The organism is Hominimerdicola alba 8, assembly GCF_000178155.2.
Taxonomy (GTDB): domain Bacteria; phylum Bacillota; class Clostridia; order Oscillospirales; family Ruminococcaceae; genus Hominimerdicola; species Hominimerdicola alba_C.
Genome location: NZ_ADKM02000131.1, coordinates 1 through 17,740, shown reverse-complemented (window position 1 = coordinate 17,740; position 17,740 = coordinate 1). Strand labels below are relative to the sequence as shown.

14 protein-coding genes, 3 tRNA genes and 1 pseudogene are annotated in these 17,740 nt (G+C 48.1%); 8 read left to right on the top strand and 10 right to left on the bottom strand.

Annotated features, from left to right (window positions below; translation table 11 throughout):
• The 3 genes from CUS_RS17240 to CUS_RS17230 form a co-directional block, all read left to right on the top strand.
• The coding region (locus tag CUS_RS17240; protein WP_242831565.1) for a hypothetical protein at nucleotides 1-420 on the top strand (420 nt) is incomplete at its 5' end.
• A gap of 152 nt (nucleotides 421-572) precedes the next feature.
• Nucleotides 573-785, top strand: a complete 213-nt coding sequence (locus CUS_RS17235) for a hypothetical protein (protein WP_002853145.1) — start codon at nucleotides 573-575, stop codon at nucleotides 783-785.
• 88 nt (nucleotides 786-873) lie between these two features.
• Entirely contained in the window at nucleotides 874-2,520 is a 1,647-nt protein-coding gene (locus CUS_RS17230; RefSeq protein WP_002853124.1) for a recombinase family protein, read from the top strand.
• A gap of 326 nt (nucleotides 2,521-2,846) precedes the next feature.
• Here the strand turns inward: CUS_RS17230 and CUS_RS17225 are convergent.
• The 5 genes from CUS_RS17225 to CUS_RS17205 all read right to left on the bottom strand — a co-directional run bounded on the left by CUS_RS17225 (nucleotide 2,847) and on the right by CUS_RS17205 (nucleotide 4,566).
• Nucleotides 2,847-2,918 (bottom strand) — tRNA-Glu (locus CUS_RS17225).
• 23 nt (nucleotides 2,919-2,941) lie between these two features.
• A tRNA-Met gene (locus CUS_RS17220) sits at nucleotides 2,942-3,018 on the bottom strand.
• A gap of 429 nt (nucleotides 3,019-3,447) precedes the next feature.
• Nucleotides 3,448-3,660: a hypothetical protein gene (locus CUS_RS17215; protein WP_002853154.1), complete on the bottom strand. Its 213-nt coding sequence runs from the start codon at nucleotides 3,658-3,660 to the stop codon at nucleotides 3,448-3,450.
• A 108-nt stretch (nucleotides 3,661-3,768) separates the two neighbouring features.
• Nucleotides 3,769-3,906: a hypothetical protein gene (locus CUS_RS19970; RefSeq protein WP_002853141.1), complete on the bottom strand. Its 138-nt coding sequence runs from the start codon at nucleotides 3,904-3,906 to the stop codon at nucleotides 3,769-3,771.
• Between the two features lie 129 nt (nucleotides 3,907-4,035).
• On the bottom strand, nucleotides 4,036-4,566 hold the full coding sequence (locus CUS_RS17205; RefSeq protein ID WP_002853147.1) for a uridine kinase: 531 nt from the start codon (nucleotides 4,564-4,566) through the stop codon (nucleotides 4,036-4,038).
• 239 nt (nucleotides 4,567-4,805) lie between these two features.
• Between CUS_RS17205 and CUS_RS17200 the strand changes: the two genes are divergently transcribed.
• Nucleotides 4,806-5,279: a TerB family tellurite resistance protein gene (locus tag CUS_RS17200; RefSeq protein WP_002853152.1), complete on the top strand. Its 474-nt coding sequence runs from the start codon at nucleotides 4,806-4,808 to the stop codon at nucleotides 5,277-5,279.
• Between the two features lie 93 nt (nucleotides 5,280-5,372).
• Here the strand turns inward: CUS_RS17200 and CUS_RS20575 are convergent, their stop codons facing one another.
• Nucleotides 5,373-6,878 carry a dockerin type I repeat-containing protein gene (locus tag CUS_RS20575; RefSeq protein WP_002853159.1) on the bottom strand — a complete coding sequence of 502 codons (1,506 nt, stop codon included), beginning with the start codon at nucleotides 6,876-6,878 and terminating at the stop codon, nucleotides 5,373-5,375.
• Between the two features lie 364 nt (nucleotides 6,879-7,242).
• On the opposite strand from CUS_RS20575, the gene CUS_RS17190 reads away from it, so the two are divergent.
• Nucleotides 7,243-9,225, top strand: a complete 1,983-nt coding sequence (locus CUS_RS17190; RefSeq protein ID WP_002853149.1) for a family 43 glycosylhydrolase — start codon at nucleotides 7,243-7,245, stop codon at nucleotides 9,223-9,225.
• 209 nt (nucleotides 9,226-9,434) lie between these two features.
• On the opposite strand, the gene CUS_RS17185 is transcribed toward CUS_RS17190, so the two are convergent.
• The 3 genes and pseudogenes from CUS_RS17185 to nuoE all read right to left on the bottom strand — a co-directional run bounded on the left by CUS_RS17185 (nucleotide 9,435) and on the right by nuoE (nucleotide 13,595).
• Complete coding sequence (locus tag CUS_RS17185) at nucleotides 9,435-11,177, bottom strand: NADH-dependent [FeFe] hydrogenase, group A6 (RefSeq protein WP_002853139.1); 1,743 nt, start codon at nucleotides 11,175-11,177, stop codon at nucleotides 9,435-9,437.
• A 20-nt stretch (nucleotides 11,178-11,197) separates the two neighbouring features.
• Nucleotides 11,198-13,083, bottom strand: a pseudogene (locus tag CUS_RS17180) (NADH-ubiquinone oxidoreductase-F iron-sulfur binding region domain-containing protein).
• Between the two features lie 20 nt (nucleotides 13,084-13,103).
• A complete protein-coding gene (gene nuoE / locus CUS_RS17175; protein WP_002853143.1) occupies nucleotides 13,104-13,595 on the bottom strand; it encodes an NADH-quinone oxidoreductase subunit NuoE in 492 nt (163 codons plus the stop codon).
• 510 nt (nucleotides 13,596-14,105) lie between these two features.
• Here nuoE and CUS_RS17170 point away from each other — a divergent pair.
• Nucleotides 14,106-14,732, top strand: coding sequence for an AAA family ATPase (locus CUS_RS17170; RefSeq protein ID WP_002853132.1), 627 nt, complete (start codon nucleotides 14,106-14,108; stop codon nucleotides 14,730-14,732).
• A 577-nt stretch (nucleotides 14,733-15,309) separates the two neighbouring features.
• Here CUS_RS17170 and CUS_RS17165 read toward each other — a convergent pair.
• Entirely contained in the window at nucleotides 15,310-16,314 is a 1,005-nt protein-coding gene (locus CUS_RS17165; RefSeq protein WP_002853158.1) for an alpha/beta hydrolase, read from the bottom strand.
• A gap of 321 nt (nucleotides 16,315-16,635) precedes the next feature.
• Between CUS_RS17165 and CUS_RS17160 the strand changes: the two genes are divergently transcribed.
• Together CUS_RS17160 and CUS_RS17155 are read left to right on the top strand one after the other, a co-directional pair.
• Entirely contained in the window at nucleotides 16,636-17,463 is an 828-nt protein-coding gene (locus CUS_RS17160; protein ID WP_002853157.1) for a helix-turn-helix domain-containing protein, read from the top strand.
• Nucleotides 17,464-17,591: 128 nt separating this feature from the next.
• A tRNA-Arg gene (locus CUS_RS17155) sits at nucleotides 17,592-17,665 on the top strand.
• The last annotated feature ends 75 nt before the right edge of the window (nucleotides 17,666-17,740 follow it).

Below are 17,740 nucleotides of genomic sequence, written 5' to 3'. Positions count from 1 at the left end.
AGCAGGTGGGCTTCGGTCACTCGGCTCTGCCTGCTGAGAACAAAAATGAAAGGTTGTGATTTTTCTATGGGCATCTATACAGAGAAAAGAGATCAGCTCATCGAGAAGATCAAAGGTTTGGAAAAGCGTATCGCCAGCGATACGGCTAAGAAGAAAACGCTGGAGGACAAGCTGAAAGAAGTTTCCCGTCTGGCTATGGCGGAGGAATACAACTGCAAGCCCCGTGAGCTTGATGAGATCATCACCTTGGAACATTCACTGTTACAGAAACTCCGTGCAAGTGGTCTGTCCGATGACGAGCTGCTAAAACTGGTCGGAGGTGGAAACACGGATACTGAGAAAAGCGATACCGTCGATCTTACCGCTGACTTCGGTCAACAAATGAGCTTTACGGATAAAGCGAATCCCTATGAGGATTAAAACTATCCGATAACAAAAAGTGTAGCCGTAAAATACTCAGTCGGCTCAAAACACTGAGCCGATCTTACGGCTATTATGAGGGTGAGAGATAGAAAGCGAAGCCCTCGACTCTAAAGCATAGAGACAGAGAAGCTAAAGGAGTAAAATTCGCTATGAATAAAAATTATACTGCCGTAGATAGAGAAAAGGCAGGAAAGATGTTTGAGCTGAACGAGAAGTACAAGGACTTCCCTGAGCGTGTCTCGGAATATGAGATCGACGGAAAGAAGTACATCGTTCACAGCCGCTTCGTCGGAGAGAAAAATATCGACGAAGTGATCGGCAGGCTCGCCTTTGAAAGAGCCATGAAAGAAACACTGGCGTAATTTTGTCGGCAAAGCATTGACTATACCGGCATTTTGCGCTATACTGAAGATGTCGGTATGGTACTGCTTTGATTTGAAAGGAGTTACTATGGCAAAGCAGACCATTTACAATGCAGGAATTTACGTTCGCCTCTCACAGGAGGATATGAGAGCCGGCGAATCCCTGTCAATAGAAAACCAGAAACTTATCCTCACCAAGTATGTCAAGGAACAAGGTTGGAATCTCGTCGATACCTACGTCGATGATGGGTGGAGCGGTACGGACTTCGACAGACCTGCGGTGCAGAGATTGCTGTCCGATGCTCAGTCGGGGAAGATCAATCTTATCATCTGCAAAGACCTCAGCCGTTTCGGAAGAAACTATATCGAAGTCGGCAGATATGTTGACTACATTTTTCCGAGTTATAATATCCGCTTCATCGCTCTCAACGATAATGTGGATACCGCAAGCAAGGATACCTCAGCACTTGACATGATGCCAATCGTCAACTTGTTCAACGAATGGCACGCAGCTTCGACTTCTAAGAAAATCAAGGCAGTTATCGAAGCCAATGCAAAGGCAGGCAAGTATCGCACGACCTGCGCTCCGTTCGGTTACACGAAAGGCGATGATCCGAATCATCTGCCTGTGATCGATCCCGATGCCGCACCTATTGTCCGCAATATCTTTGAAATGCGTGCAAGCGGTATCAGTCCGCACCACATTGCTGATAAGCTCAATGAGGACGGTGTGCCGATACCGTCAGATTACTACTACACAAAACTCGGCAAGCCTAATCCTCGCAGAACAAGACATATGTGGAGTCCCGAAACGGTCAGGCAGATACTTCACAACTACACCTACCTCGGACATCTTGTTCAGCTCCGCACAAGAACTGTCAGCTACAAAAATCACAAGGTCATTAAGAACGATGAGGACGATATGATCGTTGTAAAAAATACGCATGAGCCTATCGTTTCTCAGGAGCTTTGGGACAGGGTTCGTGAGATGGAGCAGTCGGTGTCGCAGGGCAAGCGTAACAGCAGCGGATATGTAGCAAATCTAAGCGGTTTGATCTACTGTCAGGACTGCGGAAACAAAGTCCGTCTTGCGTGGAACAACACTACGAACGGCAGTAAGAAAAAGCCGAGAAAGTATCTTCGCCACAATTACAACTGCACCTCTTACATGAAGTTCGGCAAGCGTTACTGTCCCAGCCACTACATCAAAATGCAAGATATAGACGCAATTGTACTTGAAGATATTCGCAGCCTTGCACAGCTTGTGGTGGAGGACAAAGAAAAGGCAAAAGCGGAATTTCTTGCACGCAAGGCGAAGCACCACGAGGAGCAGTATTCCGTTGACACCAAGAAGCTGTCAGATGGCAAATTTCGTTTGCAGGAGCTTGATACGCTGATCCAGAACATCTATGAGGACAAAGTCCTCGGCAAGGTATCAGAGGACGTAGCGATGAAGCTGATAGCAAAGTACGAGACCGAACAGAAAGAGTTGTCCGCAGAAGTTGCCGAGCTTGAAGAAAAGTTCTCCACGATCAGGCAGGATGAAGAAGATGTAGCCATGTTCATGGAGCGTCTGAGAAGGTACACCGATGTTCAGGAGCTTACCCGTGAGATGTGCTTAGAGCTGATCGAGTATATCACCCTTGATGCCTATGTGGAAGGGCAGCCCCGTGAGATCTACATCTACTACAAACTGCTCGATGAACCGCTGAAAGACAAGAGAAGCCTGTTTTAAGGCTTATTTACGTTGTTTACACACCATACGAAAGTGTGTTACCATTTGGCAAGGGGACTACGACCTCAATTTACTGTCATGTCTTTCAGCAGGCACAGGCAAGAGCAGGCGAGGCTATCGCTAATGTTCTTGACTTCAAGAAGAAGCATGAGGACAATCCGACAGACCCGCCCGGCATAACAATGACAACCAATAAGAATTACTCAAAAGATATACAAAGTTCAGCGAAATAAGCGTAATGGACAGACAATGGACAGAAGCGATTTCAGGCAAAAAGAAAAGCTCTGAAACTGCGCATCTACGCTGTTTCAGAGCTATAGTCAAGATGACCCGTACGGGAATTGAACCCATGATTACGCCGTGAAAGGGCGTCGTCTTAACCTCTTGACCAACGGGCCATAATATTACGGGAGATAAGAAGTGGTGGCGGTAACTGGATTTGAACCGGTGACACCCTGGGTATGAACCAAGTGCTCTAGCCAACTGAGCTATACCGCCTTTTGTTATCTCCCATAACGACTTAATTATTATACATCATTTTCTCGGATTTGTCAAGGTTTTTTTGAGAAAATTTCTTTGTGAGTTGTCCCAAAGTAAACAGCTTCGCACTGTGGGTTTTTGTTTATTTTGATATTTCACGCTTATTTTTATTGTTTTATGCTCTTTCTGCACCGATTTTATACACCTCGTCAGCAAAAGAGATCACAGGCGATACTATGGGTACTGCTAACTGAAATACTATCATCAAACATATTATTCTGAAAGTAATTATTTGCTTGTTTATTTCAAATAGATCCATGAACTATCTACTATTCCTGTATTGCAAAAACAAAATGCAAAGTCAGTGATCAGTACAAATAGTTTTTTGATACAGCCCCAATTTGGTTGTGTATTGCTTTCCACGCCGACACACCAAAATAAACGATGTTATATCGGGAATTGAATATAGTTGGCGGTTATCTTTTCGACTTTTGCCCGGTCAATGCCGAGAATAGTCTGCCATTTCAGAGGCGATGGTTCGGGCACTTCATCGAAGTATGGCTCGCCTAAAAACATGGTATCGGCAGGTGCGCCGATTTTGTCGAACAGCGTAAGTTCGGCAAAATCGCTGTCTGCCGGTTCAACGTCAAGCACCTGCATGCCGAGACTTTTGGCAAATTATGCGGCTTCTTTGCGTGTGTCGGAACTTTCTTCCAAAAGTACCGTTACCCAACCTCTGTCCTTAGAAAAAGCCGGAGCATAGCAAAGTTAGGCAAAATCGCTGTCTGTCAGTTCAACGCCAAGCACCGGCACGCCTAGATTTATTGCGAGTTCTGCGGCTTCTTTGCGTGTGTCGCGCCCATTTTCTGTCAGCAGAAAATACAAGCGCATAACAAAGTTCGGCATCGTCTGCTTTCGCTGACGTGTAACCTTTCGCTTTCATCATGTCTGTGAACCGCTTTTTGAACTGCGCTTTTGTCAGCTTTTCAGCGTTAAATATGTGGTCAACATTAAGTGATCTGCCCATTTTTCTCCTCAGATGCCCGAAATTATGCCGCATATCTCTTCTGCGATATCGGAAACTGCTTTTGTGCCGTCTATCACATAGTCGGCAGATGCCTGATGCCCATTCTGCATGTGTACAAATGCAGGGCGTGCATATTGCAGATACGACCGCATCTCAGAGAGGATATCCTCCGCAGGCGCAGACTGCATATCCCTCAGCACACGGCGTGCCAGTGCCACATCAAGGGGCGTGTCGATGAAGATACAGCAGTCGATATAGCCCTCCAGCATTCTGTGGTCATACGCAAAGGGATAATCCAGCAGGATATACTCATATTCGCCGCCGCTTATCAGCCTGTCAATATCTGCTTTAAGCGGAGATAAGTCCCACACGTTGACATCTGCGCCGTCAGCCAGCCATTTTGCGTAATCTTCAACTTCTCCGTCAAAGTCATAGTCGTCAAAATAAAGCACCGCCGCTTTCGGCAGACGGTCTTTCAGCGCATTGACTATTGTGGTCTTTCCGCCCGCTGTCACGGCGGATATAGCTATTATTTTCATGTCGTGCCCCTCTTTTCATATATTTACAGAAGACATTATATCACAGCACCCATGAATTGTCAATTACGCGGAGCGGTCAATAAAAGAAACTTTTTCACATCATTTTCATTCTTTTTCGTCCGACTTTCAAAAATTGCAACGCTTTGTTGCGAAAATGCTAATATTCCCGCTTGACAAAAAGTCATGTTTCATGTATAATTAAGTCATATCAAGGAAATAAAGCAGAAAGGAATTTTACCATGACCAATATAAATGATATAGATGACCTCACACTGAATTTCAAGATGAAGTATGAACGTTTCAAGAAACAGTGCGACATCGTGCAGAGGGTCGGCATGCTTGACAAGTGCGGCGATGGCTCACTGAAAGGCTTTTACGGCTATGACCTTGCTACGGTGGCACTGCGTCTCATCGCGGCTGACGGCGTTATCAATATCAACGAGGTAAGGTATTATAACCAGCTTTTTGATTTTGACTACACTTCGCAGGAACTTCTCGAACTTTATCGCGGGTGCAGTGATATGCTGCTGGGCGATTACTTTGAGAGTGATTTCAGCGATGCTTTCACCAGACTGCGCGGCATCAGCCCCAGCCTTGCCATAGATTACAAGGAACTGCTTGGCTATCTCTGCGAGATAATCATAAGTTCGGACGGCGAGGTCACCGATGACGAGGTCGAAGAGGTGGAAACGCTCAAATCTCTTTGCAGATAACTTCCTGCCCGACTGCACTGTGCTGTCGGGCATTTTTATGCCATAAACACAAAAAGGGGAGCGCCGCTCAGCGTTCCCCTGATTTTTTATGCTTTACTTAAGTGTTTTTATGCCCTTTATATGCGCCGCGATAAGCGAAACATCGGTGACATTCACCTTGCCGTCACCGTTGACATCTGCCTTAGCCAGCTTGTCGCCGCTGAGACTCTTGACACCCTTTACGTGTGCCGCCGCCAGCGAAACGTCAGTGACATTCACCTTGTCATCGCCGTTGATATCACCCTTCTTACCCTTAGGAGTATCAGGCTGGTCATCAGGCTTGCTGCTGTCATCACTGTCAGTTGTGCTGCTGTCAGAGTCGCCGCTGTCGGGCTTGCTGCTGTCCTCACCATCGGAAGTGCTGCTGTCAGGTTCACTGTCGTCAGGCTTGCTGTCAGTATCACTGCTGTCTGAGTCGCTGCTGTCATCGGGAACATCTTCCTTGACTATGCTGATATCTGTCAGCGTACAGTTTTCGCCTGAAAGGTATACATAGATATCCTCAGGCAGTGCAACGCCCGATACCGCTGCCATCTCAACGCTGTAGCCCGCTATTTTTGCTTCGTATATTATCATATCGCCGTCCTTGCTGACGGTCAGTTCGACATCTGCCCCCGCCTGCATCTCAGATGCGAATTTCTCGAAGTCGATGTCGTTCACAAACAGCAGAGCATTGCCCTCATTGCCGGGTGCAACAAAGTCAGACATGCCGCCGCCCCAGCCGTAAGCATCAGCGCGGATATTCATTATCTCGGAAGCTGCGCCGCTGTAGCCCTCAGCATCGCCTGCTATACCCACAACGAAGTTGTCCCAGTTGTTTTCGCCGTTGGATTTGTCGCTGAACTTTATGGTAACGCTGTCACCGTCAGCGACCTTTACAGCATCGCTCTTTGCAGAGTAGAACGCCCCTACCGTCAGGTCACCCGAAAGTTCGTCAACAACGTTCAGTGCGTTGGGGTTCTTGTACTCGCTCTTTGTTGTGGTGAAGTTTGTCAGATCACAGTTCTCACCTGTAAAGAACACATAGCAGCTTTCAGGCAGTGCAACGCCCGATGTAGCCGAAGTTGAAACTGTGTACTCGCCTATCTTCGCATTGTAGATAAGTGTGTCACCCTGCCTGCCTATATTTACCTCACAGGAAACGCCTGCCTGCATCGCGGGTGCCCAGTCAGCCCAGTTCGCAACATCATTGGTGAAAGCCAGCTTATTGCCCTCAGCGGCATTAGGCGCTACAAAGTCGGACATTCCGCCGCCCCAGCCCCATGAATCGGCTCTGACAACAAATATTTCCTGTCCTGCATCAACATAGTCGGCACCGACAGCACCCGTTACCGCCATAACGAAGTTTTCCCAGTTGTTCGAGCCGTTTGACTGGTTGTCGAACGTAAAGGTGTACTGCTCGCCGCTTTTCAGTTCGACAGCGTTGGTGCGTTCAGCGAAGAAACCGCTGACACTAAGGTCGCCTGTTATCTCATCGACCTTTTCGACCGCAAACACGGGCATCGCGCCTGTGACTGCCATAGTCAGTGCGACCATACCTGCATAAAACTTCTTTTTCATACCACTGTTCCTCCTCAGATCATAATATTAATGCACTGCCGCGCATCTTTTTGAACAACATTTCAGATTTTGTTAATAAAATTAACCCTTTTGTTGTTACAGCCGAATTTGATTGTCTTTACAAATAATAGCACATTATTGCAAAAATGTCAACTATTTCCGAAAATTTCTATATCTTTGAACAAAAATACCGCACTTATTTGTACGTACACGTACAATCAGCGCTATGCAGACCCATCATAAACTATGAAAAAAGAGAAAGTTCTCCCATTCTATTGACAAATGTACTTACAATATGTTAGAATAAACAAAAGCTATCAAAATTAAGTCCTTATATTTAAATGAACGATAACGAGGTGTAGTGATGAAAAGCAGAAAATTTGCTGCCTCTCTGGCGGCAGTGATGGCGCTGACAGCCGTACCCTACGGTTCAGCGCTGGCTGACAGGAAGTTAGGAGATGTCAGTGGTGACGACATTATCAATGTAAAAGATATCTCGCTGTGCGCGGCTTATGTAAAAAATGTCCGCGCGCTGGACGAAGACTCTCTCAGCGCCGCAGATATCAACGGTGACGGCAAGGTGAACATCACCGATGTTTCGCTGCTTGCCGCCCATGTCAAGGGCGTTAAGCCGATAAAAAATAAAAGAGATGACAGTTCCTGCACAGGTTCAGAAAATGATGTGCCCACAAGCAGTTCACCGTCTTCTTACACAGGTTCAGAAAACGATGTACCCACAAGCAGTTCACCGTCTTCTTACACAGGTTCAGAAAATGATGTACCCACAAGCAGTTCGCCTTCCGACAGTGACAGCAAGTCGTCAGATGATACATCATCGCAGACTGATGACAGCTCACAGCCCGATGAACCTTATGTTGAACCCGACTACGATTTCGAGATGAACTATGCGGGCATCAAAAAGCGCAATATACCCGCGTGCGCGGCTGTTCACGACCCATCGGTGCTGAAAGTCGGTGACACCTATTATATCTACGGTTCACACATGTCTGCCGCCAAGTGTGATGACCTTATGTCGTGGCAGTATATGGCGAACGGCTACAGTGCCGACAATAATGTGTACGGACAAATTTACGATGTCTACGACGAAGCATTCAAATACGCAGGCAGTCCCACCAGCATCGTTAAGACCGATGATGCCGATAACGGCGGCACAGAACATGTCTGGGCACCCGATGTCATCTACAACAAAAAGATGGGCAAGTACGTGATGTACTACTGCACCACCTCCAACTGGTGTACCTCAAACCTCTGCTATGCCACCTCAGACTCACCCGAAGGACCTTTTGAGTGGCAGGGCGCGTTCATCTATTCGGGATTTTACGGCAGTACCGTCAAGTACACCGATGTGCTTGACTATGTTGACCTCGACTACGCAAGTTCGCACTACTGGAGCGGCAAAAGCTACGCTTCAAGGCAGTACCCGAATGCCATCGACCCCACCGTTTTCTATGATGCTGAGGGTAAGATGTGGCTGACTTACGGTTCGTGGAGCGGCGGCATCTTCCTGCTGGAGATAGACGAAGCGACAGGTCTTCCTATACACCCCAAAGCCAATGAAGCGAACGGCGTTGACCCGTACTTCGGCAAGCGCATTGCGGGCGGCGGCGGAAAATCGGGCGAAGCGCCGTATATCCTCTATGACGAAGACAGCGGCTATTACTACCTGTTCATATCCTACGGCGCACTAAGCCGCGAGGGCGGCTACCAGATAAGGGTATTCCGCAGTGACAAGCCTGACGGCGACTATGTGGACATGAACGGCAGTGAACTGCCATCTGGCGTTGACCCTGCGGGCTACGGGCTGAAACTTTCGGGCAATTACATGCTTCCCAGCCTTAACCGCGCTTATATGGCAACGGGTCACAACTCGGCTTTTGTTGACGATGACGGCAAGAAGTACATCGTTTACCACACCCGCTTTGACAATAACACTGAGGGTCACGCACCGCGCACCCACCAATACCTCCTGAATGCTGAGGGCTGGATATGTATGCTCCCATACCAGACGAGGGGCGAAACTGTCAGCGAGTGCGGCTATTCTATGGCTGAGGTCGAAGGCAGGTACTATATGACAGATCAGGGTACTGATATCAGCGCAGATATCGCCCAACCTGTGATACTCTACTTAAATCGTGACGGCAAGGCAAAGACGGCGAACGATGAAGGCACATGGACGATGGAAGAGGACAGCTATCGAATGACCGTCACCATCGGCGGCAAGACCTACAGCGGCGTATTCTGCAAGATGCTTGATGAAGCACAGACCGAAGTGATGACATTCTCGGCTGTAGGCAGTAACGAAAGCATCTGGGGCGTAAAATACTGATATTTCACTTTTCTCCATTTATACGAAGAGCCTGCGGCAGATTTCCGCAGGCTTTTTCAATGCAAAAACACCCCGCAGATAGGCTCTGCGGGGTGATATCATTTATAGTAAACGACATATTTATTTCTACATTCAGCGCTCGCAGACGCTATGTTTTTTGTGGCTGTGAGCGCTGAATGTTTTGAAATTTATGTCGTTTAATATAATTATCAGTCCTGATACTTACCTCTTGGAACGTAGGTGGTGTGCAGGTACTCATGTGCCTTGTGAGCGCCCGGCTTCTCGAAGAACTCTTTATAGAGCATATCCATAACAGGGCTCTCATGCGACATTCTCAGCTTCATGCTGCTGTCAGCATCGTACAGTGCCTTAGCCCTGAGTGTCTTAAGGTCAACGAAGTTTCTTACGCTGTCGCTCTGAACAGGCTGACCGCCGCCGTTGATGCAGCCGCCGGGACAAGCCATGATCTCAACGAACTGGTAATCCTTTTCGCCCTTGATGATGCCCTCAACGATCTCTCTTGCGTTAGCAAGACCCGAAGCAACTGCAACCTTGACAGTAACGCCGCCAACGGTGTAAGTAGCTTCCTTGATGCCCTTAGTGCCTCTTACCTCAGTGAACTCCAGCGGCTCGCACTTGCCGTCCAGCTTGACAGCTGCGGTTCTCAGTGCAGCTTCCATAACGCCGCCTGTTGCGCCGAAGATAGCGCCTGCGCCCGAAGCAGTTTCAAACGGATCATCGAACTGCTCGTCAGGCAGAGAATTGAAGTCGATACCTGCCTCGCGGATCATTCTGCCCAGTTCGCGGGTAGTCAGTGCAACATCAACATCGTCGAAGTCGCCCTCTCTCTGCTCTTCTCTTGTTACCTCGAACTTCTTTGCTGTGCAGGGGATAACGCTGACAACGAACAGGTTCTTGGGGTCGATGTTGTTCTTCTGAGCATAGTAGCTCTTCAGAACTGCGCCGAACATCTGCTGAGGCGACTTGCAGCTTGACAGATGAGGCAGGAAGTCAGGATAGAAGTGCTCGCAGAACTTCACCCAACCGGGACAGCAGGAAGTGAACATCGGCAGAGTGCCGCCTGTTGTGATCCTCTCGATCAGTTCGTTAGCTTCCTCAACGATAGTGAGGTCAGCAGTAACGTCCATGTTGAACACCTGATCGGGACCCAGTCTTCTGATAGCAGCGACCATTTTGCCCTCAACGTTGGTGCCTACAGGGTTGCCGAACTCTTCGCCCAGAGTTGCTCTGATAGAAGGAGCGGTGAAGAATATTACCTTCTTCTCGGGATCAGCGATAGCGTCCCATACCTTCTTTTCGCTGCTCTTCTCGGTCAGTGCGCCTACAGGACATGAAACTATGCACTGTCCGCAGCCAACGCAAGCGGTGGAAGCGAGAGGTGCATCAAAAGCAGAACCAACGTGAACGTTGAAACCTCTTCTGATGTTGCCGATAACAGAAACGCTCTGAACGTTCTTGCAGGCAGCAACGCATCTCATACACTGTATGCACTTGTTGTTATCTCTTACCAGGAAAGGAGAAGAATCATCGATAGGCTTGTTCATCTCCTCAGGCATGAATCTGTCCTCATCTGCGCCGTAAGCAACGCTGAGCTTCTGAAGCTCGCAGTTGTTAGCTCTTACGCAGGAAAGGCACTTCTTCTTGTGGTTGGAGAGCAACAGCTCCAGAGTGGTCTTTCTCGACTTTCTTACCTTAGGTGTGTTGGTGAATACCTCCATGCCCTCAGCTGCGGGGTGTGTGCAGGCAGCTACCAGACCTCTTGCGCCTGTGATCTCAACAACGCAGATACGGCAAGCGCCGATGCAGTTGACATCTTTCAGGTAGCAGAGTGTAGGTATATCCACGTTTGCAGCCTTAGCTGCTTCCAGAACAGTAGAGCCTGCGGGAACTTCCACAGGGATACCGTTTATTTTCAGATGAATCATTTCCATAGTTTAGTACCCTCCTCTGCTTACTTCTTGATGATAGCGCCGAACTTACAGTTGCTCATGCAGACGCCGCACTTGATGCACTTGTCAGTATCGATAACATGAGGATTCTTGACAGTGCCTGTGATAGCGCCGGCAGGACAGTTTCTTGCGCAGAGCGTACAGCCCTTGCACTTGTCAGCAACGATCTCGTACTGAAGCAGGTTCTTGCAGACACCTGCGGGACACTTCTTGTCCTTGATGTGTGCGAGATACTCGTCACCGAAATACTGTAATGTAGACAGAACAGGGTTAGGAGCAGACTGACCCAGTGCGCACAGCGAAGAGGACTTCATGTGTGTAGCAAGATCCTGTATCTTCTCCAGATCCTCCATCTCGCCCTTGCCGTCGGTGATCTTCTCCAACAGCTGCAGGAGTTTTCTTGTACCTACACGGCAGGGAGTACATTTACCGCAGGACTCGTCAACGGTGAAGTTCAGGTAGAACTTGGAAACATCGACCATGCAGTTGTCCTCGTCCATAACGATAAGTCCGCCCGAACCCATCATCGAACCCAGAGCAGCCAGACTCTCGTAGTCGATAGGAGTATCTATATGCTGTGCAGGGATACAGCCGCCCGAAGGACCGCCTGTCTGCGCAGCCTTAAATGCCTTGCCCTCAGGTATGCCGCCGCCGATCTCTTCGATGATCTCGCGCAGTGTTGTACCCATCGGTATCTCAACCAGACCAACATTGGTGATCTTGCCGCCCAGTGCGAATACCTTAGTACCCTTAGACTTCTCGGTACCCATAGCGGAGTACCATGCAGCACCCTTCCTGATGATCTGTGCGATATTTGCGTAAGTTTCAACGTTGTTCAGCAGAGTAGGCTTGCCGAACAGACCCTTTACAGCAGGGAAAGGAGGTCTTGGACGAGGCTCACCTCTGTTGCCCTCGATGGAGGTCAGCAGTGCAGTTTCCTCACCGCAGACGAACGCACCTGCGCCCAGTCTGATCTCGATATCGAAATCGTGACCCTTGCCCAGAATGTTCTTGCCCAGCAGACCGTATTCCCTAGCCTGATCCAGAGCAATCTGGAGTCTGTGTACAGCAACGGGGTACTCTGCTCTTACATAAACGTAGCCCTGATGAGCGCCTACCGCGTAGGAAGCTATGGTCATAGCCTCGATGACAGCGTGGGGTCGCCCTCAAGGATCGATCTGTCCATGAATGCGCCGGGATCGCCCTCATCGGCGTTACATGCAACGTACTTGACATCGCCGGGAGCGTCCTTAGTGAACATCCACTTTCTGCCTGTGGGGAAGCCTGCGCCGCCTCTGCCGCGTATGCCCGAATCAAGAACTTCCTTAACTACCTCATCGGGAGTCATGGAGTCGAGTACCTTGTAAAGTGCCTGATAACCTTCGGTAGCTATGTACTCCTCGATATCTTCGGGGTCGATAACGCCGCAGTTTCTCAGTGCTATTCTCTTCTGCTTTCTGTAGAAGTTTGTTTCATACAGTGAAATGATAGAACCGTCCTCATGAACAGTTTCCTTATAGAGCAGATCCTTGCAGATCTCACCCTTTACCAGGTGTTCATCAACGATCCTCTTGATGCCCTCAGGAGTTGCCTGTGAATAGAAAGCACCCTCAGGGTATACTATAACGATGGGACCCAGTGAGCAAAGACCGAAGCAGCCTGTTCTTACAACAAGCACCTCATCAGCGATGCCCTGTGCAGCCAGCTCGTCCTTAAGAGCCTTCAGAACGTCCATAGAATGAGAGGACTGGCAGCCTGTACCGCCGCAGACAAGTACCTGCTTGCGGTAGCCTGTTTCCTTAGCGAGCTTTTCGCCCTCTTCAGCAATGATGGTTCTGACTTTAACTATATCCGCTTTTGCGGCTTTGATCTTATTCAGTTCTTCAATAGTCATACTGCCTTACCTCCTTACTTGTAGCTGTCCAGGATCTTTGCGACCTGATCGGGCTTGAGCTTGCCGTAAACGTCTTCATCGACCAGCATAACAGGTGCCAGACCGCATGCGCCTACGCAGCGGCAGGAATCGATGGAGAACATGCCGTCAGCAGTACACTCACCGCTCTTGATGCCAAGTTTAGCCTCAACAGCTTCCAGTATCTTATCAGAGCCCTTTACATAGCAGGCAGTACCAAGACAGACGCTGATCCTGTGCTTACCCTTCGGGGTGAGCGAGAACTGGCTGTAGAATGTAGCAACGCCGAATACCTCCGACAGTGATACGCCCAGTCCGTCAGCGATCATCTTCTGGACTTCGATTGGAAGATAGCCGTAGATCCCCTGAGCCTCCTGCAAAGTCGGCATCAGTCCACCGGGCTGGTCATGGTGCTTAGCAATGACTTCCTTAAGCTGTGCCTCCTGCTCAGGAGTACCCTGAAAAGGAATAACGGTTTTCTCAGTCATAAAATAACCTCCTTATAATTTTGCATAACAAAATATACTGATCATGTGCCGCGCATTTAACATTTCACATGGGCGATATAAGTGCGTATATGCCCCGAAAAATAGTCGCGGTTAACATTATTATTATACATTATTTCGCCATTCTTTTCAAGCATTTTAGAAAAATTAATTCACAAACTTGCGTGCATTTTTTTATGCAATTTTACGCAAATTGTTTGGTTAGTTTATTTTAATTTGGTTAGTATGGACTAACGAAAGCACTTTTCGGACAGGTTTTTGCACTTTTAAGTCCTAAACAAAAGTTAATTAAGGCTAAATTTTAAAATTAATGCAAGATTTCCGTCATTTTTCGTTCACTTGTGAGCCACGTTGCACTTTATTTTTGTCTATTGATAAAATGCACAAAATATTTTTACTAAATTTGTGAAAGATTTTTCATTATTTTTGTATACAAAACACAAATAATGTGCTATAATATATTCAGCCCAAGAGAGAAAGGGGAGATCATCTATGAAGTCTATCATTACTATCAGCCGTGAATTCGGCAGCGGCGGCCGCGAGGTCGGCAGGACGCTTGCCCGTGAACTTGACATTCCGTTCTATGATAAAGAACTTCTGGAGATGGCTTCCAAAGACAGCGGTATTTGCGAAGAACTCTTTGTCAAGAATGATGAGAGTCACACCAACAGTTTTCTGTTCTCGCTGGTCATGGGCAGTTATCCCGTTTCGGCAGACGGCAGGATAAATCCCGATCTTCCGCTGAACCACAAGATCTTTCTGGCACAGTTCGATACCATACGCAAACTGGGCGCTCAGGGTCCCTGTGTCATAGTCGGCAGGTGTGCTGACTATGTGCTGAAAGACGATCCCAATGTGGTCAACTTTTTCCTTACTGCTGATCTGGCAGACAAAAAGGCGAGGATACTGGGCAGATACGACATAGAGAAGGACAAGGTGGAGGACTTCATCAAGAAGACCGACAAACGGCGTGCTTCCTACTATAATTATTATACCGACCAGAAGTGGGGCGCTGCGCCAAACTTCGACCTGTGCATAAACACCTCCAAGACAGGTATCGCAGGTGCGGTAAAACTCATGAAGGACTATATAGAGATCAAAGAGAACTATAAGCCTTAGTGGGCGTATTACTAACGATATTCATGTTTTTTAATTCATTTTACTTTCCTTACTACAGAAAGACACCGAGCCGGGAGGACGGTGTCTTTTTGTTTGTGCCGAAAATGTTCCGCATAAAAGCAAAAGGTCTGTCCTGCATCATCTACAGGGCAGACCTTTTTTCGGAAGCAGATCCGATTTATAGCAATCCGCCTTAAAATTCAGACAAAATCCAGTCACAAAACCCATAAATCCCAGCTTTTGCAACTGGATTTTGTGAATCTAAAAAGTTGGATTGCTATAGAAGAAGTTATGAAAAAATTTTGTGGTTATCCCGCTGACACACCACAAAAACAGCGGCTATACAGAACTTAAGGTTCTTGGCGTATATTTTCCCCCGCCGCAAGCGGGGGAAAATATACAACGCTCAATTATCCTTTTGTTTACCGCATTTTTAGTTGGTGTGCTAAAGGGATAGTCATAAAAAATTTTTAGGAGTGTCTGTTTATATAAATAACTGAAATTTTTTCTTCCCTCTCCCGCAGTGCGGGAGAAGAAAGAATTGGTTAAACATTTCAGGGATAAGGCGTTTTTGCGCTCAGTCTTTGAACAGCGTGCGCAGGAAATTGTAAAGGTGAGGTTTGACACTGGTGTGGTCGTGACCCGTCTTCTCCATTACATGCGAAAGGAACTCTTCGCCGTTGGCATCTAAATATCCGCGATAGGTGTTGGGGAAACTGCCTACCACGCCATCGGAATTTGACGAACTTATCATCAGCACATAAGGTTCGGCATCGTCATCAAAGCTGAGTTCTTCGGGCGATATCTGACCGGGTGCAAGACCCGGTGCGGGACAGCAAGCGCCGATATAGCCAAACTGTTCCGGGTGGGTGACCCCTATGAACAGCGATTCACGCCCGCCCATCGAAAAACCTGTTACAGCTGTGTTCTCACGCCCCTCAGCCACCGAGAAGTTTTTGCTTATCTCAGCCATCAGGTCGGTTTCAAGGTCGTTAACGAAATTGTCGTAGGCAAGACAATTCTCAGCGTCCATGCCCGTTGTATACTCCAGTTCTTTACTGCAAAAGATGTATGGAAGCACCACTATCATCTCTTCCGCCTCGCCGTCAAGCTGAAGATTTGTAAGTATCTGACTGAGTGCCACCTTGTCACGCGCCATCCAGTCCTCATTGTCATAAAAACCATGCAGTATATACAGCACAGGATACTGCTTATCCTCGCTGTAGTCAGCGGGAAGCAGCACATTGTAGAAAGTTTCGCGTTCAGCCGTCTGCGAAAAGTAACTGCGTTTTTCAAATTCGGGATATGTTACACCCTCACGCTTTGTGTCATACCCGTCGGGCGGCAGTTCGGTGATGATATCCTTGTATCTTCCCATTCCGTTCTCCTCAGTATCCTGCCGCTCTTCGGGCTGACTATCCTTCTGACTCTCCGTCTGCTCTGCCAACGTTTCTTCCGCCGCAGATGACGCTGTACTTGCTTGCTGAATGCTTTCCGTTGCCGCGTTATCAGTACCGCCGCAGGCTGTCATAAGTATTGCTGAGATGATGGTAAGTATTGTGATAGAACTTCTGTAGTGCATCTATTTCTCCTTTTGTACATTATTAAACTATGGTCTGTGTGCCTGCGGCTTTCCCGATCCGGATCATACCCTGCATTCACCCGAAGCCCTATCGCTTATGTGCATAGCAGTGTTTCAGGCTTCTGATAATATGATAGCACGTTATATTCAGATTTTCAATAGGAAATTTTTAAGCGCCGCGCATGTAAAAATGTTCAAAATACTAAAGTGTTGTTTAATATCTCAGATAATGCGTATTATTAACTGTACAAAATGCGAAAAATACAAAAAGCGATTGACTTTAATGTTAAATAGTCCTATAATATCTCAGAGGTGAAAATAATGAAACTCGAAGCATTTATCTACCCCTACGCCCCCGAACTTGCCGACCTGCCTTTCAGACTGACAGGCATCGGCGGCAGCAGTTGGCAGTCCCGTATCAGCCGACATAAGGGCTATGTCTGGAACCAGATACTCTTCTGTACAGACGGCTGCGGCGTGCTGGAATACGGCGGACAGCGAGAAGAGATATCCGCGGGTTCTTTTATTTTTCTGCCGCGCGATGTTCCCCACGAATACTATCCCGTCACCGAGCGCTGGGAAATGCTGTGGATAACCTTCGACGGCAAGGGCAGCGACGAAACGCTTGCACTGCTGGGTCTTGACAAGATAACCGTCACACACACTGCCGACATCGCACCGATGGAAGCATTGTTTGAGAAGATGCTCAACTCACAGCGCACAGATATAATCTACAGCGGCTACACCTGTTCGGGGCTGGTATACGAATTTGTGCTTGGTTTCAGGCGGCTGATAACCACCGATGCCGACCGCACCCGCAGCCGCAGGCTATCGCTGCTGATGCCTGCCTTAAAATACATGCACGACCATTTTGCCGAAGATATCTCCATGAGTTATCTTGCCGAACTTACAGGCGTTACGCCCCAGCATTTCTGCCGACTTTTCCGCAGTACCATGAACACCCGCCCCAACGACCATCTTACCGAACTCAGGCTCGAAAACGCCCGCCGACTGCTTCTTGACAGCACGCTTTCGGTCGCTGAGATAGCGGCACAGTGCGGTTTCCGCGATGCGGGGTATTTCAGCACCGTGTTCAGGCGCCGAACGAATGTCAGCCCTGTCACCTACCGCAGGAACAGGAACGTTTAGACAGCACGACCCTCACCAAACGCCCCTCCTGGCGGTCATTCAAGGCACTTTCTTCGTGACGGTAAAAAAATTTTTGAAAAGGGCTTGCATTTTCTGATAAGATGTGCTATAATAATTGAGTTAGATAAGTCGTTGTAGCTCAGCTGGATAGAGCGGCCGCCTCCTAAGCGGCAGGCCGGAGGTTCGAATCCTCTCAGCGACGTCTTTGCGCCTCGCGGTAATAACTGCGGGGTGTTTTTTTGTATTTCTCAAAGCGCTGTATCTTCCCGCAAAAAAA